Genomic DNA, 22,184 nt, shown 5'->3' with positions numbered 1-22,184 from the left:
GCTCCGACAATGGATTTCGACGCGGGTTCGGACGACGACGTGTTCGAGGACGCCAGGGACCGCGTCGACCGGCCGATGCTTCGACTGTTCACCGGCTACGGGCGGGGCCAGTGGGGAGCGTTCGTTATCGGCTTGTTCAGTTCCATCGTCGCCCGTATGCTGGACCTGCTGCCGCCGATTCTGCTGGCACTCGCTATCGACGCTATCTTCCTGGACGAAGCCGCCTATAGCCTCTTTCTGGTGCCCGACGCCTGGATTCCCGACGGCCAGGGGCCGCAGTTGTGGCTCACGGGCGGCATCATCGCCGCGTCGTTCGGTATCGGGGCCGTCTTCCACTGGAGTCGGAACTGGGGCTGGAACAAGTTCGCCCAGCACGTCCAACACGCCGTCCGGACGGACACCTACGAGACGATGCAGCGGCTGAACATGGATTTCTTCGCCGACAAGCAGACCGGCGAGATGATGTCGGTGCTGTCCAATGACGTGAACCGGCTGGAGAAGTTCCTCAACGACGGCCTCAACTCCGCCTCGCGGATGATAATCATGGTCCTCGGTATCGCCACGTACCTGTTCTACATGAACTGGCAGCTAGCTCTGGTGGCCCTGCTTCCGGTCCCGATTATCGCCGTGTTCACCAAGCGGTTCATCGACATCATCCAGCCCAAATACGCCGAGGTCCGCTCGACGGTCGGGAAGCTCAACTCCAGACTGGAAAACAATCTCAGCGGCATTCAGATCATCAAGACCGCCAACACCGAGCCCTACGAGGCCGACCGGGTCGAGGACACCTCCGCGGACTATCTCGACGCCAACTGGGACGCCATCGAGACGCGTATCACCTTCTTCCCCGGCCTCCGGCTGGTCTCGGGCATCGGCTTCGTCGTCACGTTCATCGTCGGCGGGCTGATGGTCACCGGCCAGGCTCCCGGGCCGCTGACGGCCCCCCTCTCCCGCGGGCAGTTCGTCGCCTTCATCATCTACACCCAGCGGTTCGTCTGGCCGATGGCGCAATTCGGACAGATAATCAACATGTACCAGCGAGCCTACGCCTCCGCCGAGCGCGTGTTCGGGCTGATGGACACCCCTGGCCGCCTCGAAGAGGCCGAGGACGCGCCGCCACTCGACGTGACTGAGGGCCGGGTTGAGTACGATGACGTGTCCTTCAGCTACGATAGCGACGACGACCCGGTGCTTTCGGACATCACCTTCGAAGCTGACGGTGGCGAGACGGTCGCCCTCGTCGGTCCGACCGGTGCGGGGAAATCCACCGTGCTAAAGCTCCTACTCCGGATGTACGACGTGGACTCCGGTGCGGTCCGGATCGACGACCAGAACGTCCAAGACGTTCAGATTCAGAGCATCAGGCGAGCCATCGGCTACGTCAGCCAGGAGACGTTCCTCTTCTATGGCACGGTCCGGGAGAACATCGCCTACGGGACGTTCGACGCCACCGACGAGGAGATCGTCGCCGCTGCAAAGGCCGCCGAAGCCGACCAGTTCGTCCGCAACCTCCCGGACGGCTACGACACGATGGTCGGCGAACGCGGCGTCAAGCTTTCGGGCGGCCAGCGCCAGCGCATCGCCATCGCCCGGGCCATTCTGAAAGATCCCGAAATTCTCATCCTGGATGAGGCAACAAGCGACGTGGACACGGAGACGGAGATGCTCATCCAGCGGTCGCTCGACGACCTGACCGCCGACCGCACCACTTTCGCCATCGCGCACCGCCTCTCGACGGTGAAAGACGCCGACACGATTCTCGTCGTCGAGGACGGTCGTATCGTCGAACGCGGGACCCACGACGACCTGCTCGCCGCCGACGGGCTCTACGCCAACCTCTGGGCGGTCCAGGCCGGCGAGATCGACGAGCTCCCCGAGGAGTTCGTCGAGCGGGCGATTCAGCGGCGGGCGCGGACGGATGCCGACGACTGAAGCGGCGCGGACTCCCTGTCCGAGCCGTCAGTGGTCGCATTAGCTGCTGACTGAAGCGGCGAGAGCGCTCTGTTCGAGCCGTTAGGCACCGTCGACAGCCGTTTCTCCAGACACGATGCCGGCTGACAGCCGGTCACTGAATGTGAATGCCCCGCAGCCAGCGTTCCATTCTGTCACTCTGGCCTGTCGGTCCGTGGTAGTGCTAGCTGCTCCACACTCACGGACTACATAACACCCTCACCGCTCAGGCAGCAGTTTCGCCGCTACCGCCGACCGACCCTCGCGTGACAAAGAGATACGAGACGGCAAAGGAGACCGCAAACAGCGGTGGGAGGGCCAGAACTTGCGTCATCGGATCTGGTGGCGTGACGAACGCGCCGACCACGAACGCCAGCAGGACGGCCAGTGAGTAGGCAGTGACCACCCGTTCACGCCGGTCGGCTGGCTCCGTACGCGGCTCCCAGTCGTCTCGGACATAGCGGACCCAGACGTAGTAGACCAGCCCAAACCCCGTCCAGAGAAAGATGAACGTCCAGAGAGCTGACCCGTTACGTGCGCTGGCCTCCGCACTGGCCCAGTAGCCCAGTGCGATCAGATTCCCGATGATGATGACGACGGAAAGCGCAAAACCGGCACCGATCAATGGCTGTTCACCGGCGAACGGGACGAATTGCACAGATCCCAGTTGTTCTTAGACAAGCATAGATGTTCTGTCGGAGAGAGACACCGCCGCTGGTCAAAAGCGCCAGCTGTCCGTTAGCAGCAGTTGCGGAAGACGAAAACGGCGATAACTCCGATTTCGAGCCGGCCGGGCACAAACGATTATTACGCATTGTCTTGTAACGTTGTCACATGACAACCGCGTACCTCGCTAGCACGGCACTAATGGGCGTGCTAGTGATGGCGATGGTGGCATGGATGGTCCGCGGGCGCGCCTGGTATCAGTACAGCCCACGAGCATCGGGGAGCAGCAGGTCTGCAGCGGTCGAGGGCGAGAGCAAGTCTGACAGGCTCGTTGACCAGCCGATGGCCTGGGTCGGTGCGTTCGCCGTGCTGGTCGTCGGCCTCCTGGTCGGCGTCGTCGCGTCTATCTCCGGCCCCGTCGAGACGCAGGCGATAGCCGGGGTGGCGGTCGCCGTCGCTGGCGGGGCGATCCTCTGTGGCTACCTGCTGTTTGGGGTGTATCTGTCGGCCACGCGCCGGGGCCACCCCCGCTCGCTGGCCGTCGCCGAATCCGCGACGGTCGCGGGCGTGCTCTTCCTTATCGCGGTCAGCCTCCAACTGCTGGCCTGATTTTCCCGACTCAGTTCTGTACCGCCGGTCACAGTATCGAGTACGCCGCCGCGCCGGTCAGCGCGAGCGCGGCGACGGTACCGCCCAGCACGAGGTACGTGACGGCCCGCGGTTCCCAGCGCAGGTGCTGGTAGTACGCGGCGACGCCGACGGCCTTGATCACCGACAGCACCATGATGAGCGCGAAGGCGAGCCAGTAGGCGCTGTCAACGAGGCCGGTGAACTCGACGACCGCCTGTGCGGTTGCGAACACGAACAGTACGACGTATATCACGGTGTAGCCTTTCCAGTCCATTGTTCTAGAGGATGTAAAACAGCGGGAACAGGAACAGCCAGACGATGTCGACGAAGTGCCAGTACAGGCCGAAGTACTCGATGGCCCTGTCGTCGCCCTGGTAGGCCCCGTTCCAGGCCCTGACGGTCATGTACGCACAGATGATGAGCCCGATGGTGACGTGGGCCCCGTGCAGTCCCGTCGTCAGGTAGAACGTCGACGACGCGATGTTCGTCGAGAGGTTCCACCCGTTGGGGAACGCCTCCGTACTGATGTGGAACAGGTGCTGCCACTCCAGGCCCTTGTTGATGAGGAAGCCGACGCCGAGCGCGAACGTCCCGACCAGCGCGGCGACGGTCCCGCGCTTGCTCTCGCGTTCGGCAGCGACCATCGCCAGCACGACGAGGAAACTCGACGTGAGCAGCAGGTACGTGTTGATGAGGCCGGGCATCGTCACGTGTTCGGCGGGGATGAGGTCGTGGTGCCAGGCCGTCCAGCCGTAGGCGACCCGGACGAAGGCATACGAGCCGATAAAGGCCCCGAACAGGACGATGTCGCTGGCGAGGAACGTCCACATCCCGAGTTTCATCTTCTCGACGCGCTCGAAGGGCCACCGTTCGGCGATGGCCATCTCCGGCGCGTGGAAGGGCTCGCGGGTCATCCCCAGCAGCGAGCCGAACGTCCCTAGCCCGCCGACAGCCGCCAGCGACAGGTAGAACACGCTGCCCGTCCGCACGCCCGACAGCCCGAGGAACGTGACGAAGCCGGCGAGGCTGACGAGGAACGGCCAGAAGCTGGCGTGGCTGGCGTGTTCCTCGTCGCCGACCTCGTGGGCCGGCTCTACCGCGGTGGCCGTCGCGGCGGCCCTTGCCGTCACCGCGCCGCCATCCGTCGCGGTCCCGCCGTCGGTTGCGGCGTGGCCATGCGCCGCGGCCCCGGGCGTGCTGTCGGTCCGCTCAGTCACCGTCTCGTCGTCGAGGAACTCCAGTTTGCCGGTGGCGTAGCTCGGTACGCCGGGGAAGTTCTCAAGTGACGGCGGCGAGGAGACGGCCCACTCGGCGGAGGTGGCGTACTCCCAGGGGTTCGGCCCGACATCCGTTCCGCGCCAGAGGCTCACGAAGAGGTTGTAGAACATGATGAGGAAGCTCGCACCGAGGATGAACCCCCCGACGGTCGCCATCGAGTGCCAGATTTGCAGGCCCTCAGAGTAGACAAACACGCGACGGGGCGTCTCCCAGGCGATGAACATCGGGAAGTACAGCAGATTGAACCCGAGGAAGTAGACGCCGAAGTGGATCTTCCCCAGACGCTCGTTGTACATCTTCCCAGTTATCTTCGGGTACCAGTAGTAGAGGCCGCCAAAGAGGGCTGTCGCGCCCGACACCATCACGTAGTGGAAGTGCGCGACGACCCAGTAGGTCCCCCGGAACTGGTAGTCAAGCACGATCGCGCCGAGGAAGACGCCGGTGATGCCGCCGATGATGAACAGGATGAGCGCGCCCAGCGAGAAGAGGAACGGCGTCGTGAACCGGACCCGCCCCTTCGCCATCGTGTAGATGAGCGAGAACACCATCAGGTCGAACGGCAGCGAGATGCCGATGGTCGTCGCCATGAAGATGGTCTTGATTGGGAGGTTGATGCCGGTTAGGAACATATGGTGCATCCAGACGACGAAGCTCTGGAGCGCCACCAGCACCATCGAGATGATGAACCACTTGCGGCCGACCAGCCGGCGGCCGGTAAAGGTCTGGAAGCACTCGGCCATCACGCCCAGCGCCGGGAAGAAGACGATGTACACCTCCGGATGGCCGAAGAACCAGAACAGGTGCGCCCACAGCAGCGACGCACCCGGGTTGTCCGCGTCGGTCGCCATCGTCGTCCCGTCGATGGAGTACTGGAAGTAGGTCGTCCCGAGGATGTGGTCCGAAGCGAGTATCATCAGCGCCGCAAGCAGCGCCGCGAAGGCAAACAGCATCATCCAGACGGTGAGGTTGATCGACAGCGAGAAGATGGGGATATCCCGCATCCGAAGCCCCTCGGCACGCATGCGGTACATCGTCGTCAGGAAGTTCACCGACCCCAGCGTCACCGCGGCGGTGAACATGATGAGCGCCAGTACGACCGAGGTGGCGCCCAGGCCCTCACCGGGGATGTACGCCGGCGTGTTCAGCGGGGCGTACATCGTCCACCCGCCCGCGAAGGTGGTGCCCTGGAAGAAGGAGACGCCCATCAGGATGCCCGAGAACAGATACAGCCAGTACGACAGGGCGTTCAGCCGCGGGAAGGCGAGGTCGTCCGCGCCGATCTGGAGCGGGACGACGTAGTTTGCGAAGCCGAAAGCGAACGGCGAGATGAACCAGAACACCATCAGCAGGCCGTGGGTCGACACCGCCTGGTTGTACCCCATCGACCCCAGCAGGTCAGCGCCGGAGGTGATGAGTTCAAGACGGAACAGCAGGGCGAGGACGCCGCCGAAAAGCAGGAAAAACAGCGCGGTGATGAGATACAGGACGCCGATGTCCTTGTGATTGGTCGTGAGGAACCACCGGCTGACCGAGGATTTGGGCGGCAGCCCGTGTTCGTGGTCCTGGCTCATGCCGGGGCACCTCCGATGGTGGCGGGCGCGTCAGCCGCGATTCGCTGGCCCGTCTCGGCAGCGGTCGCCGTCTCGTTGCCGCCTGCGTCCGTCCCGTTCGTTCCGGCGTACCACTCCTCGTACTCGTCCTGTGGCATCACAACCACGTCCGTCGTCATCAGCGAGTGGCCGCTACCACACAGCTCGTAGCACTTGGCGGTGTAGGTCCCCGTCTCGTTGGCTGTGAACCAGGCCGAAGTGTGCTGGCCTGGGACGGCGTCGGTCTTGACTCGCAACTCCGGTATCCCGAAGTTATGGAACACGTCCGTCGAGGTTACCTGTAATCTGACCACCCGGTCCTGTGGCACGTAGAGCGTATTGGTCGTGTGCCCGTTCGGGTAGATGAAGTCCCAGCCGAAGCGGTACCCCTCCACGTCGATTTCGAGCGCGTCAGTCTGTGCCGGGTCCGGTCCCTGTTCGATATACAGCAACTGCGAGTACGTCCAGGCGATGAGCGACACGACGATGACGGCGCTGATGCTAAAGGAGTAAAACACCTTCCGGCCGCCCGTTCCCCCGGTCGGCATCTCGCCCATCTGCGGGCGCTCCACCTTGTCCGCGTACGGGTCCTCGTCGCTCCCGTCGTCGCGGTACTTGAGCGCGTGGTACATCGTGTACGCCACGACGACTACCCCGACGGCTGTTCCCAGCAGCAGAAACACCTCGAAGATCTGGTCGAACACCGCGCTGGGTGCCCTGATGTCGCCACCGTGCAAGGGAAACACAGACGCGGTACATGTTATCGTGGCTACCGACATTTCCTCATGATTTTTTCCACCTTGTAATAGGTATTGCGGTCAAATCACTGACACACTATCTTCCCGACCCTAACGTGTGCGGGAACCTTTTTATCCACTGCCATGTTATCTCACACCATGGAAGATACGTCATCCGGCGTCGAGGACCCACCGATAAACGAGGATGGCCTCACAGAGGCCGAAGAGTTCGATAGTCTCGCCGGGATTCTCGCCGATGGTGTCGTTGGCGCGGCCGGGGGTCTGGTCGGGACAGCGATGATGACCGTCGTGTTCCTCATCGCGCAGTCGCTGGGCGCGTTCAACCTCGATGATTTCGCCGTCCTCACCGAACTCGTGGGCCTGACCGGCTACGTTCCGGAGGTGCTGTTTGGCTTCTTCATCTTCCTCGGTGGCGGGATGTTTCCGTGGCCACTGCTGTTTGCCTCGCTGAAGGCGTATCTCCCGGGCAAGACGGACCCCATTAGTGGGGCCTACTTCGGCGGCGCGATGTGGACCGGGTTCGTGCTCGCCTTCTATACCGGCCAGTCCGGGCTGATGCTGGTGCTGTACGCGGTGCTGACGCTCGTCGCCCACGTCGTCTACGGGATCGGCCTCGGGGCGGTCTTCAACTACTTCTCGACGCGCCCGGACTCGATCGTCTGAGGCCGCGGAACCGTTTGCGACTGCGGGCTATTCAGTCGTCACCGTCTCCGATGCAGTGAGCGCCGTCGCACGATGTGTCGCGGACGCGATCTGGAAGTGAACCGTGTGCTCGCCGCTTTCGTACGCGTCGCCCAGTTGCTCGGCGATGTCGAGGCTCCCGCTCGTCGATCCATCCCCGTAGTGGACGTGCCGGGCATCGCTCGGAATGACCTCGCCGACCGGCACCGGGTCGGTGTCGATGATCGCGTGGAGGTGTCCGGTGTTCGACGCGACGCCGTCGCTGGTCGGCCCGATAGTGTAGTTCTCGGCGCTCGCTTCCCACTCGACTACGCTCCCGTCCAGGCTCGTTTCGACGCTGAGACTGGCCTCGTCGCTGACGGTCACGTCGACGCTGTCGGTTAGCGCCATCGCCGTGTGCGCGCCGTCCCCGACCTGCAGGTGGAGCGTGTGCTCGCCGGGTTCCAGTTCCAGGACGCCGTCTTGCTGCCCGGTCCCGTAGTGGATGTGTGCGTCGTCGGTCGGAATCGTCTCGCCCGGCGTCACGGGGTCGGTGTCGACGATGACGTGGTAGTGCCCGGCCCCGCTGGTCACCTCGCCGGCTGCTTCGATGGTGACGCCCTCAGCAGTTGCCCGCCACTGCACCGAGGGGTTTGTCAGGGTCGCGCCGCCCTCCGGGACCGCGACGGAGACGTTGGCGTCAGGTTCGACACCGTTCCGATACTCCTCGGTTGTCGTTTCCGCCGCGTCGGTTTCGGGCTCTGTCCGGGTGGGCGTCCCTGCGCCCCCGCCCGCCTGCTCGTCGCTACAGCCCGCGAGACCGGTCGCTACGGCAGCCGAGACGCCACAGATGAACGTCCGGCGTGTGTGTCTGTCGACCATGTTGTGTCGGAGAACCTATCGAACTTCACACACTTAAGCGGCTGAGCGGGCGTAAATACGCCTTTGCATAGAATGTCGCTCGGCCAGGATCAGCTGTCAGGCCCTGTCGCTGTAGCCAATCACAGTAAAAGCCGCTGGACGACGCAAGCGACGCGCTGGCGGCGGTCCTTCGGGTACGTACCGACCGACGAGTGCTCAGGCTTCGGCTTCTGCGTCGGCGTCGCCGTCCGCCTCGGCGTCTGCACCGTCTTCGCCCTCGAACTCTTCGAGCGTGCTGCGCAGTTGCGGGATCGTCGCCGTGAGGTCTCCGACCTGCTCACGGGCGTCGTCAACGTCGTCGATGAGGTCCGCGATGGTCTCGATCTCCTCGGCGAGGTCGTCGGCGTCCTCGAAGGCGTCGGCGCGTTCGCCCATCGTGTACCACTTCTTCGCGTCCCGCAGGTGGTCCTCGGCGTCGCCCACGTCGAGTGCTGTCTTGAGTGCGTTGAGGACGCCGAGCGTGTTGTCGGCCGCCACGTCCCAGACCGAATCGGCCTCGGGGAGCGCATCGAGGGCCTTTGCGAGCGAGTCCTCGACATCCGTCCGCATCTCGTTTGCGGCTTCACCGAACAGTTCGTCGTCGTCCAGACTTGACTGACTCATACGGAACCGTTGGTGCGGTGAGGGATTAAAAGCCCGCCTGAAAGTGAAAGTGAAACCGCAGGACGTGACAGGGTGGTGATTCGCGAAACCGAAAAACCGTTGTCGTTACTCGGCCCGGATGGCCGAGCGCACCTCGGGTATCGGATCCAGGTCGGCGTCGATGTCACCCAGCACGAGCATCGCGTAGTACCGCAGGAACGTCGTCAGCGGCACCTGAATGAGCGCACTGATGACGAGCAGGACCAGCAGTCCCAGCAGGCCAACGATGCCCGCCAAGACCACGCCGACAGTATTGTGGAGCGCGAGATACAGCGCAGCCGCAACGAGCCCGAACGGGATCAGGACGGCCAGGAACGCGACGATACCGAGAATCGCGCCGACGATCCCGACTCCGATCTGGAGGACGATGGAGAAAAACAGGTAGGCGAGGTACTGCTTTGGTTGGTTTTTCATCGATCCCCAGAGCCGCGACCAACCGGAGAGAACGCCGTCGCCGTCAGCGGTCATCAGCGGGACGACAAACACCGACGTGAAGCCGAAGACGAGACTGTAGCTGATGGCAAGCACCGCGAATACGGCGATGAGTACCCCCGATAGCCCGAGGAGGCTCGCCGCCCCGATGTTTGCGGCCTCGCCACCGAGCGCCAGGAAGAACACGGCCGCACCGAGTACGACCGCGATGCCGAGCCAAATAATTCCGAGTGCAAGCCGGAACAGGAACAGCCGGATTCCGTTCCCGACATGGTCGCTGAAATACCGCCGGACGTGAATCTCCTCGTCGATGAGCGCCTGGGTCAACACGAACTCCATGAAGTTACTCAGGATGGCGTACGCGAACCATAGCAGGATGAACAGGCCGATAACGGCGAACACGAGGAGCCCGGCCCCGGCGAGTAGTTCATCGGGCGCGCCGGACGGGACACCGGGCCCGGAGACTTGCATAGCGAGGTCCCCTGGCAGGGAGGCCACCGTTTCGAGTGGGGCGGTCAGCTGGAACTCGCTCCCAGGGCCGCTGGGGCCGCCGGGACCGCCGTCGCCGGTGAAGTCGCCGAAGTTGCTGAACGACTGGGCGCTGTTCAGTCCGCCGCCGCCACCACCGATGAAGAACACGACGAACGCCATTCGGAGCCATATTCCCTTTTCGAACGGGAACAGAAACGACTTGGTCGCGTCGATGGCATCGTCTATATCGTCGACTGCGTGGAGGGCCATGTCGGAAGCCTCACAGCCCCCTCTGGTAAAATTTTCGGGGTCGTGGCAGGGATTCGGGCTGCCCTCCAGCCATTCACTCCTGCACCGCGTCGACCTGCATCAGCGGGTAGCCGTCGTCCATCGCCATGCTCGTCTCGACGGTGACGCCCTCGTACTCGATGACCATCTCGACATCGATGAGCCAGCCGGTGAGTTCCGTGTACTCCGCGCCCGCCTCGGCGATAGCGTCTTCTAGCGCCGCCGTTCGGACGCTGACGGTAACGGTTTCACAGAAGGGCTGATTCTCGATGGCCTCTTCCATCGCCGCCGCGAGCGAGTCGGCGCTGTCCGGGCTGATCGGCGTCCCGGCGAACTGATGATACAGAGACCCGAACTTGATGCCAGCCTCGAAACACGCTTGCTGGGAAGTTGTTGGAGCCATACACTCGGCTCGGCTGGACGACACAAAAGCGAACCGCAAGCTACCTATTGGGGGCGACGTATCCTCTCATACGAATGGACGACCCGGTTCTGCTCACCGGCGCTGGCGGCGCTGTCGGGGCGGCCATCCTCGAAGGCCTCGAGGACGACTACGAGTGGCAGCTCATGTTCCACAGCCCACCCGCCGAGGAGCCCGACCACGAGTACCTCGTCGGGGACGTGTCCAGCGAGGGCGACGTGGCCGCGGCGATGGACGGCGTCGGCGCTGTCATCCACTTGGCCGGCGACCCCCGGCCGGAGGCCCCCTGGGACTCCGTCCTCGAAAACAACATCGACGGCACCCAGAAGATGTTCGAAGCCGCCGTCGACGAGGGCGTCGAGAAGTTCGTCTTCGCTTCCTCGAACCACGCCGTCGGCTCCTTCGAAACGGACGAGCGCACGCCCGAGATGTATCGCCCGGACGACCAGTACCGCCTCGACGGGACGGAACTCCCCCGCCCCGGCAACCTCTACGGCGTCTCGAAAGCCACCGGCGAAGTGCTGGGCCGCTACTACTACGACCAGTATGGCCTCTCCGTCTGTAACATCCGCATCGGCAACCTCACGCGCGGCCACCCGCCCATCGACTACGAGCGCGGGCAGGCGATGTGGCTCTCCTACCGGGACTGCGCCCATATCCACGACTGCGCGCTGCAGGCCGACTACGAGTACGAAATCGTCTACGGTATCTCCGACAACGACCGCAAGTACTACTCCATCGAGCGCGCCAAGGAGGTGCTGGGCTACGACCCACAGGACAACTCCGCGCACTTCGACGGCGAAGAGCGCGTCGCGGAACCGGACATCTAGCCGACCGCGACCCGCGTTCGCCTACCACTTCTCGCTGAGCGCGTTCCGATGGCGGTCCTCGTAGGCCCCGTCTCTGAAGACCGTTACCCGCCCGTTCTCCTCGCTCAGCGTCACCACAGCAAACACTGCGTCACGAGTCGAGGTCTCAAGCGCGCTCATGTGCCGCGCGCCCATCCAGTCCGCGTACGGGAGCGGGCCGACTGCGTCCTCCTCCGTGGCGCTCAACTGCTTCAGCCGGACCATCTCCGGACAGATTGTGCCGTCGCTGTGGACGACGACTGCGCCGTCGTTCGTGACTGCGACCGACCGGGCCGCCTCGAACAGCGGCCCGATGGAGTCGAACACGCTCGCACAGTCCTCGACCGGCCAGTGGTTCGCCCCCATCGGGTCCGAAAACGCCGCGGTCGAGTCGCGCTCGACGACGAAGTACAGCCCCGGCCCCCGCACGTGGGCGTCGTCCCACCGTTCGAAAGCCAGGCTGACGCTCTCGACGCACCACTCGATTCTGTCGAGGACGGCACTGCAGTCTGGCGTGGGTTCTCTGTCCGCGTCCGCGGGCCTCGGAAGTTCAATCGAGTCGCTCATCTGATTGCCTGTTAGTTGGGGCGTCGCAGGCATAGTCGGCCCGAATTTCCGGAAAAGTCTGTGTATTGATTAAGTGAGTCACCCACCAGTCCAGCGACGCCAGGCTACTCGAACAGGCTCCGCACGTCGGCGTCTTTCTGCTGTTCCAGTTCGACGTGGTCCCGGAGCCGCTGGTAGACGACCGGGCGCTGGTCACGCTCGCGGACGAAGGAGAACAGCATCCCGACGAACTGGGACCCGCCGGCGGTGTCGAGTTCCGAACGCGCGTACCCAACAGCGGCGTCGATGACTGCCTCGTCGTAGCGGCCGGCCTCCGCCAGCACCTCCGCAGCGACCGCCGTCGCGTCGAAGTCGAGGTCATCGTAGCCGATGGCGTCTCCCCTGTGAGTCAGCATTGGCGGGTCAACCGCTGCGGCGTGGTGCGGGTCAGCTGCTGTCGCAGCGAGAAACGACCGCACCTCGTCCAGTGCGACCCCGGAATACGGGTCGGGCAGGCCATCGAGGTACTCTATCGCGCTCTCGGCCAACCCCTGTGCGCCCGACCAGTTCTCCTCGCTGGCGTGGTAAACGACTGCCGTGAACTGAATGAGGCCGTGCAGGAACCGCTCGTCGTCGCCATCGTCGAGGTCCAGCCAGTGCTCCTCCCACGCGTCGTGGGCGGCGTGGTAGCGCCCCTCGTTGTAGACGGCGATGCCGGCCCGGAGATAGTCGCGCACACGGTGGGTTGGGTTCGGTGTCGGAAAACCACATCGGCGCTCGTGTACCCAAATCGGTTTGTCACCGACACTGCAAGCTAGCCCATGCCACGATTCTGGCGTCGATGGCTGTTCGGTGCGGCCAGCGCAGCCGCCCTGACGGCTTTCGTCTGGCAGTTCCTGGTCACCGACCCCGTGCTCCTGTCGACGTTTGCCCTGACGTTGTTCGCCGCCACCGTCGCCCTCTACACGCAACGAACCGTTCTTCCGATATTCAGCAGGGGCGGTACGTGGGGTGGGGCCTTCGCCGGCGTCACGACCTACGTCGTCGTGACGCTCCAGCAGCGGCTTGCGCTCCCCAGTGATCGGGCGTTCGTCGTGTCGCTCATCGTTCTCGGCCTCGCTTCGTTTAGCCTGGCCGTCGGGAGCGCGCTGACGATAGCGTCGGCCGAGGACGGCACGACCACTCGTGACTGACTCGGTCGAACGGAGACCGCGACAGACAGTCATTCATTTCGCTCGCGCTGGACGTAGATCTTCGCACAGAAATTCCTGCGGCACTGACCGCTCGCAACGCTCAGCGGTTTGCGTCGGCAGAAACGTCCGGACGGAGATTTGAACTCCGGTCCCTGGCTCCGCAAGCCAAGAGGATAGTCCACTACCCTATCCGGACTCATCTCCAGAGAGGGTGGTGCATCTAAAAAGGGTGACGGTTCGAGTGCCGTCACGCGGTGGGTCGACATACCTCGCTGCAAGGCGCGTTTGACTCCTCGGAAACACCGATGATTGCCCATTCGCGACAGCGGCGACGGCCCGACCGACGTGGCGACGGCGACGCGCTGACCGGTCGTCCGGCAGTGACTGGCGCGGCAGGTCGACACGCTGACCCGGCACCCCTGTGGACGAGGGTTTATAACCGATCCCGCGGCCACTCTGATTCGATGGACGAGACGACATCGAAATCACCCGACAGCGCCCGCTCGCTCGCCCAACGACAACGCTTAAGCGCGCCCCAGCCCAGCGTCCCATAGATAGATGGGTGCGATAGAGGACATTTACGAGGACTTAGAGACGGACGTTCCCGAGGAGGAGTTCCGCGAGGCCGTCGAGGAGAAGGTCGAGCAGATGGGTGGGCTCGCCGACGAGGAGACGGCCGCGATGCTGTTGGCCCACGAACTCAACGAGAACGAGGTCAACGCCATTGCCGACATCGAACCCGGCATGAACGAGGTGAAGTTCCTCGCCAAAGTGATGGCCGTCGGCGACCTGAAGACCTTCGAACGCGACGAGGAGGACGAGGACGGTCGGGTCATCAACGTCGAGGCCGCCGACGAGAGCGGCAGCGTCAGGCTCGCTTTCTGGGACGGCCAGGCCGTCGACATCGACGACGGGAAACTGGAAGTCGGCGACGTGCTCCGGGTCAAGGGCCGGCCGAAGGACGGCTACAACGGGCTGGAGGTGTCCGTCGACAAAGCGGAACCGGACGAGGACGCCACAATCGACGTGGAGCCGGGCGCTGGCTCCGCTATCGATTCACTGACCATGGGCCAGTCCGACGTGTCGCTGCGCGGGCTCGTCCTCGACACCGACACCATACGGACCTTCGACCGCGATGACGGCAGCGAGGGCCGCGTCTCGAATCTCACGCTCGGCGACGAGACGGGGCGCATTCGGGTGACGCTGTGGGACGACCGGGCCGACCGCGCCGAGGAACTCGACGCGGGCGCGGCCGTCGAAATCGTCGACGGGTACGTCCGCGAGCGGGACGGCTCGCTGGAACTCCACGTCGGCGACCAGGGGGCCGTCGACGAGGTCGAGGACGACGTGTCGTTCGAGCCCGACGCCGACCCCATCGCCGAGGTCGAACTCGACGAGACGGTCGACATCGCCGGCGTCGTGCGCTCGGCCGACCCCAAGCGGACGTTCGACCGCGACGACGGCAGCGAAGGCCAGGTCCGGAACGTCCGCATCCAGGACGCAACGGGCGACATCCGGGTGGCCCTGTGGGGCGACAAGGCGGACAAGGACATCGCGCCGGGCGACGAGGTCCTGGTGGCCGATGTTGAAATCCAGGACGGCTGGCAGGACGACAAGGAAGCCTCGGCAAGCTGGAACTCGACGGTCGTCGTCCTCGACGACGGCGCGGACCTTGCGACTGGCGGGGGAGCCGGCGCTGAGACGACCGACGCCGAACACGCCGGGCTGTCTTCTTTCGGTGATGGTGCAGATGACACTGACAGTGACGCTGGCAGCAGCGGTGACGGGGCGGCCGCTGTCAGCGCCGGTACCGGCGACACTTCCTCAGGTGGCGATACACAGAGCGCCGGGCAGCAGGCGGAGTTCACGGGGACCGTCGTCCAGACCGGTGATCCCGTCGTTCTCGATGACGGCGAGCAGACGATGAGCGTCGAAACCGGCGAGCGCGTGCAGTTAGGCCAGGAGATCACGGTCCGTGGTGAACTCCGTGAGGACCGGCTCCACGCTGAGGACGTGTTCTGAGTCGGCGAGCGACGCTACGGAAACTCTTAAGACCGCAACACTCCCGGGTTTGGGTATGAGTGTCGAGCTACCGTTCGCACCGGTGGATGCTGTCATTCGGCGGAACGCGGACGGACTCCGGGTGAGTGCCGACGCTGCGGAGGAACTGGCTCGTCGAATACAGGAGCACGGCGCCTCGCTGGCTGTCACGGCAGCCACAGAGGCCACCACGGACGGGCGGAAGACGCTGATGCCGTCCGATTTCGGTATCGATCAGGTCCCGGAAAAAGACGGCCTCGAACTCCCCGTCGCACCCGTCGACCGCATCGCACGGCTCGACATCGACGACGATTATCGCGTCGCGATGGACGCCCGCGTTGCCCTCGCGTCTATCCTCGAAACGTACGCCGACGAGACGGCCGCCGCGGCCGCCACGTTGGCTCGTCACGCTGACCGCCGGACGATCAAGGCGGCTGACGTAGAAACGTACTTCGAACTCGAACAGTACTACTGAATGAACTTCGGCTACCGCGAGGTCTGTCTGGACCACGACACCGGGCCGCGACATCCGGAGAGTCCCGACAGACTTCGAGCGATACGACGTGCGCTCAAAGAACACCACAGTGTCGAGTACGTCGCCGCCAACGACGCCGACATCGACCTCGTCCGTGCGGTCCACGACCCAGACTACATCTCGGAGTTCCGCGAGTTCTGCGACGACGGCGGCGGGAACTGGGACGCCGACACCGTCGCGGTCGAGGAGACGTGGGACGCCGCGCTCGCGTCGGCCGGGCTCTCGGTCTGGGCGGCGAAAGCGGCGCTTGACGGCAACGCCGGCCGCGATACGCCGTTTGCCCTCGGTCGACCACCGGGCCATCACGCCGTCGGTGACGACGCCATGGGCTTTTGTTTCATCAACAACGCGGCCGTTGCCGCCCAGGCAGCCCTCGAAGCGGATGCCGAGCGCGTCGCGATATTCGACTGGGACGTTCACCACGGCAACGGCACGCAGGACATCTTCTATGATCGCTCGGACGTGTTCTACGCCTCGATACACGAAGACGGACTGTACCCCGGCACCGGCGACATTGCGGAGACCGGGGCTGACGACGCCGACGGTACGAACCTCAACGTCAAGTACAAACCGGGAGCCGACACCGCCGACTACCTCGCCGCAATCGACGAGTGCATCGCGCCGGCGATCCGGGACTACGCCCCCGACCTACTGCTCATCAGCGCCGGCTTCGACGCCCACGAACACGACCCGATCTCACGGATGCGTGTCTCGACGGAGGGGTACGGGGCGATGACCGACCGTATGCGCTCGCTCGCCGACACCTGTGGCGCTGCGCTCGGGTTCGTGCTCGAAGGGGGCTACGGCCTGGATACGCTCGCGGACTCAATTACGACCGTCCACGAGGTGTTCGACGGCTACCAGCCCATGGAGCCGGACGACGATGTCAGCGACGACGCCCGCGATGTCCTTGATGAACTCGCCGCTCAGGGCTTTGGATCGAAGTAGTCTGCCAGATCGACGCCGAAGCCGGTAGCAAGTGCCGCAAGCTCTGCCCCGACCAGCACCTCGTAGTCCTCCCCAAGCGCCGACTCGATGCGCGGCCCCAGTCCCACGTCGAAGACAGCGCTGCTCGATAGAAACTCGACAGCTGTAGTGACTGCTCGGGGACGCTCCACGACGTAGCGGTCGCCGTCGATGAAGGGGCCGGCCACCTCGGGGTCGTCGTCGTACTTCTCGAAGAAGCCGCTCGCATGCGCGCGGACATGGACCGGCGGCCCCTCGTGGCGCTCGACGGCCGGTCGCTCGGCGACGGCAAACTCCAGCAACAAAACGGCGTCGCGCTGTGACGCTGGTCCACTGTCGCCGTCGGCCATCGTGTCCTCGATGGGTCGGCGCTCCCCTCCAGTGCCGCGGTCTGTATCTGCCGCGGCACCGGCCTCGACGAACGCAGCCGACCGCAAGACTTCGAAACCGCGACGGTCGAGTTCACTGCAGAGCCCGTCGAGGGACTTCCGAAGCTGGGGCCAGAGCTGGTCGTCGACGATGTCCGGGGCTGCGAAGCGAAGCGCAACGGGCGTCGTGTCCCGCCGAGACACCGCGGCTTCGATGTCTGCCGGCGAGAACGGGTTCGGCTCACGCTCGGTGAACAGCGATACCCGCGGCTCGGCGAGCAGGTCCCTGGCGTAGTGCTGGAGTGTGGCGACGTTCGTCGCCGACAGTACCGCCGCGACGTTGCGCTCCGGGTCGGTCGGGTCGATAACGACCAGCGGGTCGTCAAACGTCTCGGTCCCGTGGGCCTCGGGGTCCAGCCGTACCGGTGGATGCCAGTCCGCGACCGCCTCGACGAACGCCCGGAAACTGCCGTATTCAAGCACCAGCAGCTCCGTCAGATAGCCCGAGAAGCCACGTGTCCGGAGATCGCTCCCATAGACGCCGATGCCTTTCAGGAACTGCTTTGCCACCCGGACCGCGCCAGCGCTGTCGTCGTCCAGTCGCTCTTGCAGATATCTGGTATGAAACGGCGTCCGGTCCACCGCGGACTGGATCTCGGTCGCGTCCTCGACAGCGTAACAGGGCACCAGGTCCACGGCGTACCCCTCGCGCTCGCCGACGACGTAGGGGTGTTCGGCGTACTCCTCGCGGCCTTCGGGTAAGACTTCGTGCCCGACAGTCAGCCCGTACGTCTCTAGTTCCTCACGGTCCAGTGACGGCGGAAAGCAGACGAACACGTCCACGTCCCGGTCGCCAGCGGTCCACGTTCCGCGGGCCGTCGACCCGACCTGCACGACTTCGGCATCGACCGGCAAGTCGGCGACGGCCGCCTCGGCGTCGGCTATCACCGCGTCGGCGACCCGCTGTAACTGCCCCCGCTCGTCGTCAGTGGGCGAGACCCGCGCCCGCACGTCGTCGACGACGGCGTCGAACTCATCGCTCATACCGCCGATTACGCACAAGTGCGTGAAAGCGTGTCGATGCCGACTGGAAACGAAAGCCCTAATTACCAACTCTGGCAATCCATAGATGCGTTCGCGCCGCCGTAGCTCAGTTGGTAGAGCACCTGGTTGTTACCCAGGTTGTCCCAGGTTCGAGCCCTGGCGGTGGCGTCGTTCTTCCATTCGAAATCGGCGAGCACCGCAGATCGATGTGCATGCCCGTCTTGGTGCCTGCTTGTGTTCTCGAAATCACACCACTCCAACCCGACAGGCTAAAGATGCGGACTCATCAACACCATTCTGAGGGCCCTTAGCTTAGTCTGGTTAAAGCGATCGGCTCATAACCGATTGAGCGCTGGTTCAAATCCGGCAGGGCCCATCCAGTTTCTGCCCGAACCGTATCCCACACGAATCGGCAACGATAGGTGTTCGAACGGGTGGAGAACAGCGGAATCGGGGCGCGAAGATACCCGCGCTAAATTCTGAGTTCAACAAGCATCTTGTTGGGGGTCGCCGCTGTCCGGCGATTTTGCGATCCGGAGGTGCGGGCGATGAGTAAGGCGTCAGCGTCCACTACGCTGCCTGAGACGGGCGTACGGAACCGTTCGCAGTACGCCGATACGCTACACCGACCCGATCCGGACGCTGATGAACCAACACCCGCCTGTCCCGAAGCAGATTACCGAAGTGACGCGGACTTCACGGAGGTTCCCATTGCCGCGTATCGACCCCACTACAAACTCTGTGGGAACCCGGAGTGTTTCGGAGGTGACTGGCGGTGAGCCCCCAGTCATCGCTGTTCGACTACGAACCGGACCTATCGCAGCTGACTGACGCCGAGCGAGAGGTGTATGAGGCTGTGGGCATGGGCCAGTATGGGCCGCGTGAGTACGCCCGCCAGACTGGCCGTGAGCGGTTCCGTGCCCTCTCGAAAGCCTTCGAGACAGCATACCGCTCCGGTGACTACCTCCGCGAAGCGCGGGCGGCTGAGAAGGGCCGCGAGGGCTTCGACTTCGAGGCATGGCGAGCGGCTGGTTGCCCGCCAGCTGACGAGTGGCACGGCGGGTAGCGTGCTACCTGCGTAGAGGCATCACTGTCCAACACACTGATTTTGCGGCAATACTGTGCTCTTTCCCCGAAAATCGCGTGTCGCGCGGCTAAGGCCACTTCTCCAAAATACACCGTACAGCATGGTTATCGGCACGGCCGGATCGTCATTAACTAATCAGTTAGAGAAGATATCTTTTTGATTTTCTCTACTAATTCATCGCTAATTTCCCTTTTCTGCAGGTTTTTAGCAATGGTTGCACCATGTTTTTCTTCATGGTATCCAGTCCCAACAAGTTCCTTAAATAGGTCGTCCAACACTCCTTTTTTATTATCTGAATTTTTGCCGTCGAGATATTCGCGAATTTCCTCTGGACTTTCCCCAATTGTCCGAGAAATTGCGGAAGGTGCATCTGTCAAGTATGACTCTATACTATACTTTTCTAACACAAGAACTTCAGCTGGAGAAATCCCCATCTTTTCGGCTGACATATTCTTTTTTTCTTCGGAATTTTCTCCATCAGAGTCGAGTAGTACAGTATACGGAATTCTCATCTGGCTGAGAACACTACCAACTGAGTTCATATCTGACTCAAGTTGATCACCATGCCCAACAACAACTTCAATACCGTTATCTTCAAAAGAATATCCGATTTTTTCTGAGATTATCTCAAGAATTGTCTTATCAGATCGTCCTTCTACAAATAGAACTGCTTCAGACTGGAACAATTCACTTTTTGAGTAGCCTAAATCCTCAAGTTCTGCAGACAGGTCTTCGTCTGAAACTTTTCGGAACTCTGTATCAGGTGAACGGTCTGTCTTTATAATGGATGCAAGATCTGTTTTATCAACAAATGTTTCTGAGTGGGTTGATGATATAATCTGTATATTATTCTCTTCTACAGTTTTTTCAATCAATCTCAATACTTTTTGTTCGGCGGAAGGATGTAGGTGGAGTTCAGGTTCCTCTAAAGTAAGAATATTCGTCTGATTCGAAGACAGCACTACCTTTGTGATTAAAGTTAGAATCTCCTTGGAACCTGAAGAAATATCTGAGAGCGGTATAGACTCCCCTGATGATTCTTCATCTATCTCAAGCGTTACTTTCGGATCCTCTGCAGGCGAGATTGGTGCTCGAATATCGACCACTCCTTCCATAATATCCACATAGCTGCTGACAATCTTTTTGAATGAAGACTTCCTGTTTTGGCTGATAGTTAGCAGAACCCGCGCGAGATTATCACCAGAATCGCTGAGTTTGGTATCTTTCGTGATTGGAACTTCATCAAGGGGTTTTCTGAATGCACCTGTCCGTGACCACTGATCAAGAAAATCTAATATGTGATGGTTGAGGTATTCCGGGAAAATGTCACTAACAGTTTCTTCACCGGCATACCCTACCTGCTGATTAAACTCAACCAAGTCGGGGAAGTGTGAGAAGTTCAGTTCATATACCCCTTCCTCAATTTCATCGTCAAAGCCAATCTCACCTGCCGAGACTGTCCAATAGACACTTTCTCCGTAGTGGTCCGTGTGTCTCGGTAATATGGGGTCTCTTAGATCAGAATTGTCAGTTGGTATACTTTGATGATCTGCTGAAATGGGAAACCAGTTATCTTGATAATTAATCGAAATTCGGTTGCACACGATCCCACTCGAATTAAATGCAAAATCGTGTTTAATGTAGGTTAACCAATATTCGTCGATCTCGTTCAATATAAATGAGACTCCAGTGTCAAATCGGCGATGAAGTGACTCAAACACGTCGTCTCGCTCTGCGTCATCTAACTCGAATATTACTTCAAACTGGATATCTCCGCTGTCTTGCCCATTATGAATGACTGAATCATATTCATGTGTAGGTAATTTGCCACCACATATGTATGATCGGTAACTGTGCAGCGATTCAAGAAAATTCGACTTGCCAGAATTGTTTCGGCCGATAATCACTGTCAATTCAGATAAGGGAACTTTCGCGCTTGAGATACTTCGATAGTTTTCGACATGTGCCGAATCAATCTTCATTGGCATATGTCCCTATTTCTATAGTCTTTTAATTTTCCATGGATTATTCAAACTTACAAACAAACTCCCAGTCTCGGACACAATGACTATTCTCTTAGAAAAGTTGTTCTATTGATATTTTAGTTTGTTGGGCATTTCGGTGCTTACCACCACCGTGCCACTCTATTCTTGGTAACCGCGAAGAGTGGCGCATCTCCCACTCCAGCACTTCGACACCTTGCCCACGAATCCGATAGATACCGAAAGCATACCATCCGTTCGCCACGCTTAGTTTTTCGTGGTACTGATCGTAGAGTTTGAACGCCTCTGGCTGACCGTCAGAATGCCGGTACATCGCGGCCTTGATTTCCACAGGCTTCCCGTCGGGCCGCTTCGCGTTGTGCCAACTGCACCGATCTAGTTCAAGATCGTACCGCTCGGCAGCTTTCCGCTCGACGAGCGTGCCGTAGTGATTGGCCTTATGGCTTCGACTCATTCGCGCACCCCGCGTGCGTCATATATAGACCTCCGGGTTGTTCGCGGCCGTTGCCCATGGCTCGCGCGTGCTCGCACCGCGAGCGCATGCCATGGGCCAATAAGAGGGCTACGTCGGGGGGTTGGTTGTTGTTGGGTTGCTCAAATCCTGTCGCTGTCATGCGGTTAGCTTCGTCACCTCACCAACTACGTTTCGGTGCTTCCCGTCGTCCTGATACTCGTTCCAGCGCTGGCGGACCATAGGCTCACCCATAGATTGCGGCACTGTGAGCTACCATATTTCGACCACTCAGAGGATCTATTGGTTCTATCTGTGGCGATTCTGTCTCAGTCACTGATCGGAGTTCATAACCGAATCCGACATAAGATATATTTGCGACGGAAATAACATATTA

At 61.7% G+C, this 22,184-nt stretch carries 21 protein-coding genes, 3 tRNA genes and 1 pseudogene; 11 read left to right on the top strand and 14 right to left on the bottom strand.

The window, feature by feature from the left end:
• The first annotated feature begins 9 nt into the window (after positions 1 to 9).
• Positions 10 to 1,932 carry an ABC transporter ATP-binding protein gene (locus NDI54_RS00990; RefSeq protein WP_310894632.1) on the top strand — a complete coding sequence of 641 codons (1,923 nt, stop codon included), beginning with the start codon at positions 10 to 12 and terminating at the stop codon, positions 1,930 to 1,932.
• A 244-nt stretch (positions 1,933 to 2,176) separates the two neighbouring features.
• Here the strand turns inward: NDI54_RS00990 and NDI54_RS00985 are convergent, their stop codons facing one another.
• A complete protein-coding gene (locus NDI54_RS00985) occupies positions 2,177 to 2,608 on the bottom strand; it encodes a DUF7534 family protein (protein WP_310894631.1) in 432 nt (143 codons plus the stop codon).
• Between the two features lie 176 nt (positions 2,609 to 2,784).
• On the opposite strand from NDI54_RS00985, the gene NDI54_RS00980 reads away from it, so the two are divergent.
• Positions 2,785 to 3,225 (top strand): hypothetical protein, encoded by a 441-nt coding sequence (locus NDI54_RS00980; protein WP_310894630.1) that lies wholly within the window; start codon positions 2,785 to 2,787, stop codon positions 3,223 to 3,225.
• 28 nt (positions 3,226 to 3,253) lie between these two features.
• On the opposite strand, the gene NDI54_RS00975 is transcribed toward NDI54_RS00980, so the two are convergent.
• From NDI54_RS00975 to coxB, 3 genes are read right to left on the bottom strand one after another with little or no spacing between them, the layout of a single operon-like run.
• A complete protein-coding gene (locus NDI54_RS00975) occupies positions 3,254 to 3,520 on the bottom strand; it encodes a cytochrome C oxidase subunit IV family protein (RefSeq protein ID WP_310894629.1) in 267 nt (88 codons plus the stop codon).
• A 4-nt stretch (positions 3,521 to 3,524) separates the two neighbouring features.
• On the bottom strand, positions 3,525 to 6,095 hold the full coding sequence (locus tag NDI54_RS00970) for a cbb3-type cytochrome c oxidase subunit I (protein WP_310894628.1): 2,571 nt from the start codon (positions 6,093 to 6,095) through the stop codon (positions 3,525 to 3,527).
• Entirely contained in the window at positions 6,092 to 6,892 is an 801-nt protein-coding gene (coxB, locus tag NDI54_RS00965) for a cytochrome c oxidase subunit II (protein WP_310894627.1), read from the bottom strand. The genes NDI54_RS00970 and coxB overlap by 4 nt, the downstream gene beginning before the upstream one ends.
• Before the next feature lie 117 nt (positions 6,893 to 7,009).
• Between coxB and NDI54_RS00960 the strand changes: the two genes are divergently transcribed.
• Positions 7,010 to 7,534: a DUF6789 family protein gene (locus NDI54_RS00960; RefSeq protein ID WP_310894626.1), complete on the top strand. Its 525-nt coding sequence runs from the start codon at positions 7,010 to 7,012 to the stop codon at positions 7,532 to 7,534.
• A 27-nt stretch (positions 7,535 to 7,561) separates the two neighbouring features.
• Here the strand turns inward: NDI54_RS00960 and NDI54_RS00955 are convergent, their stop codons facing one another.
• From NDI54_RS00955 to NDI54_RS00940, 4 genes are all read right to left on the bottom strand, one after another.
• Positions 7,562 to 8,413, bottom strand: coding sequence for a DUF4399 domain-containing protein (locus NDI54_RS00955; protein WP_310894625.1), 852 nt, complete (start codon positions 8,411 to 8,413; stop codon positions 7,562 to 7,564).
• A gap of 195 nt (positions 8,414 to 8,608) precedes the next feature.
• A complete protein-coding gene (locus NDI54_RS00950; RefSeq protein ID WP_310894624.1) occupies positions 8,609 to 9,055 on the bottom strand; it encodes a DUF5790 family protein in 447 nt (148 codons plus the stop codon).
• Positions 9,056 to 9,160: 105 nt separating this feature from the next.
• Positions 9,161 to 10,267 (bottom strand): DUF7544 domain-containing protein, encoded by a 1,107-nt coding sequence (locus tag NDI54_RS00945; RefSeq protein ID WP_310894623.1) that lies wholly within the window; start codon positions 10,265 to 10,267, stop codon positions 9,161 to 9,163.
• Between the two features lie 73 nt (positions 10,268 to 10,340).
• Positions 10,341 to 10,688, bottom strand: a complete 348-nt coding sequence (locus NDI54_RS00940; RefSeq protein WP_310894622.1) for a dihydroneopterin aldolase family protein — start codon at positions 10,686 to 10,688, stop codon at positions 10,341 to 10,343.
• Positions 10,689 to 10,762: 74 nt separating this feature from the next.
• On the opposite strand from NDI54_RS00940, the gene azf reads away from it, so the two are divergent.
• Positions 10,763 to 11,536, top strand: a complete 774-nt coding sequence (azf, locus tag NDI54_RS00935; RefSeq protein WP_310894621.1) for an NAD-dependent glucose-6-phosphate dehydrogenase Azf — start codon at positions 10,763 to 10,765, stop codon at positions 11,534 to 11,536.
• A 21-nt stretch (positions 11,537 to 11,557) separates the two neighbouring features.
• Here azf and NDI54_RS00930 read toward each other — a convergent pair whose 3' ends face one another.
• Positions 11,558 to 12,121 (bottom strand): diadenylate cyclase, encoded by a 564-nt coding sequence (locus NDI54_RS00930; RefSeq protein ID WP_310894620.1) that lies wholly within the window; start codon positions 12,119 to 12,121, stop codon positions 11,558 to 11,560.
• Positions 12,122 to 12,225: 104 nt separating this feature from the next.
• A complete protein-coding gene (locus NDI54_RS00925) occupies positions 12,226 to 12,837 on the bottom strand; it encodes a DUF309 domain-containing protein (protein WP_310894619.1) in 612 nt (203 codons plus the stop codon).
• Positions 12,838 to 12,921: 84 nt separating this feature from the next.
• On the opposite strand from NDI54_RS00925, the gene NDI54_RS00920 reads away from it, so the two are divergent.
• Positions 12,922 to 13,293, top strand: a complete 372-nt coding sequence (locus NDI54_RS00920) for a hypothetical protein (RefSeq protein WP_310894618.1) — start codon at positions 12,922 to 12,924, stop codon at positions 13,291 to 13,293.
• 123 nt (positions 13,294 to 13,416) lie between these two features.
• On the opposite strand, the gene NDI54_RS00915 is transcribed toward NDI54_RS00920, so the two are convergent.
• A tRNA-Arg gene (locus tag NDI54_RS00915) sits at positions 13,417 to 13,489 on the bottom strand.
• Positions 13,490 to 13,851: 362 nt separating this feature from the next.
• On the opposite strand from NDI54_RS00915, the gene NDI54_RS00910 reads away from it, so the two are divergent.
• From NDI54_RS00910 to NDI54_RS00900, 3 genes are read left to right on the top strand one after another with little or no spacing between them, the layout of a single operon-like run.
• Entirely contained in the window at positions 13,852 to 15,315 is a 1,464-nt protein-coding gene (locus NDI54_RS00910) for a single-stranded DNA binding protein (protein WP_310894617.1), read from the top strand.
• Between the two features lie 55 nt (positions 15,316 to 15,370).
• A complete protein-coding gene (locus NDI54_RS00905) occupies positions 15,371 to 15,808 on the top strand; it encodes a histone (RefSeq protein WP_310894616.1) in 438 nt (145 codons plus the stop codon).
• Positions 15,809 to 16,816 carry a histone deacetylase family protein gene (locus NDI54_RS00900; RefSeq protein WP_310894615.1) on the top strand — a complete coding sequence of 336 codons (1,008 nt, stop codon included), beginning with the start codon at positions 15,809 to 15,811 and terminating at the stop codon, positions 16,814 to 16,816.
• Here NDI54_RS00900 and cca read toward each other — a convergent pair.
• Positions 16,795 to 18,246 (bottom strand): CCA tRNA nucleotidyltransferase, encoded by a 1,452-nt coding sequence (gene cca, locus NDI54_RS00895; RefSeq protein ID WP_310894614.1) that lies wholly within the window; start codon positions 18,244 to 18,246, stop codon positions 16,795 to 16,797. The genes NDI54_RS00900 and cca overlap by 22 nt on opposite strands.
• Positions 18,247 to 18,341: 95 nt before the next feature.
• On the opposite strand from cca, the gene NDI54_RS00890 reads away from it, so the two are divergent.
• The 3 genes and pseudogenes from NDI54_RS00890 to NDI54_RS00880 all read left to right on the top strand — a co-directional run.
• Positions 18,342 to 18,414: transfer RNA gene (locus NDI54_RS00890), tRNA-Asn, on the top strand.
• Between the two features lie 133 nt (positions 18,415 to 18,547).
• Positions 18,548 to 18,622, top strand: a tRNA-Ile gene (locus NDI54_RS00885).
• 399 nt (positions 18,623 to 19,021) lie between these two features.
• Positions 19,022 to 19,153: pseudogene (locus tag NDI54_RS00880) on the top strand (sigma-70 family RNA polymerase sigma factor); the annotation flags it as partial.
• 311 nt (positions 19,154 to 19,464) lie between these two features.
• Here the strand turns inward: NDI54_RS00880 and NDI54_RS00875 are convergent.
• Positions 19,465 to 21,315, bottom strand: a complete 1,851-nt coding sequence (locus tag NDI54_RS00875; protein ID WP_310894613.1) for an AAA family ATPase — start codon at positions 21,313 to 21,315, stop codon at positions 19,465 to 19,467.
• Between the two features lie 94 nt (positions 21,316 to 21,409).
• A complete protein-coding gene (locus NDI54_RS00870) occupies positions 21,410 to 21,790 on the bottom strand; it encodes a hypothetical protein (protein WP_310894612.1) in 381 nt (126 codons plus the stop codon).
• Between the last annotated feature and the right edge of the window lie 394 nt (positions 21,791 to 22,184).

This window comes from Haloarcula terrestris (genome assembly GCF_031624315.1).
GTDB classification, from domain to species: domain Archaea; phylum Halobacteriota; class Halobacteria; order Halobacteriales; family Haloarculaceae; genus Haloarcula; species Haloarcula terrestris.
The sequence above is the reverse complement of the archived record's forward strand: the minus strand, read 5'-3'. Positions and strand labels throughout refer to the sequence as shown.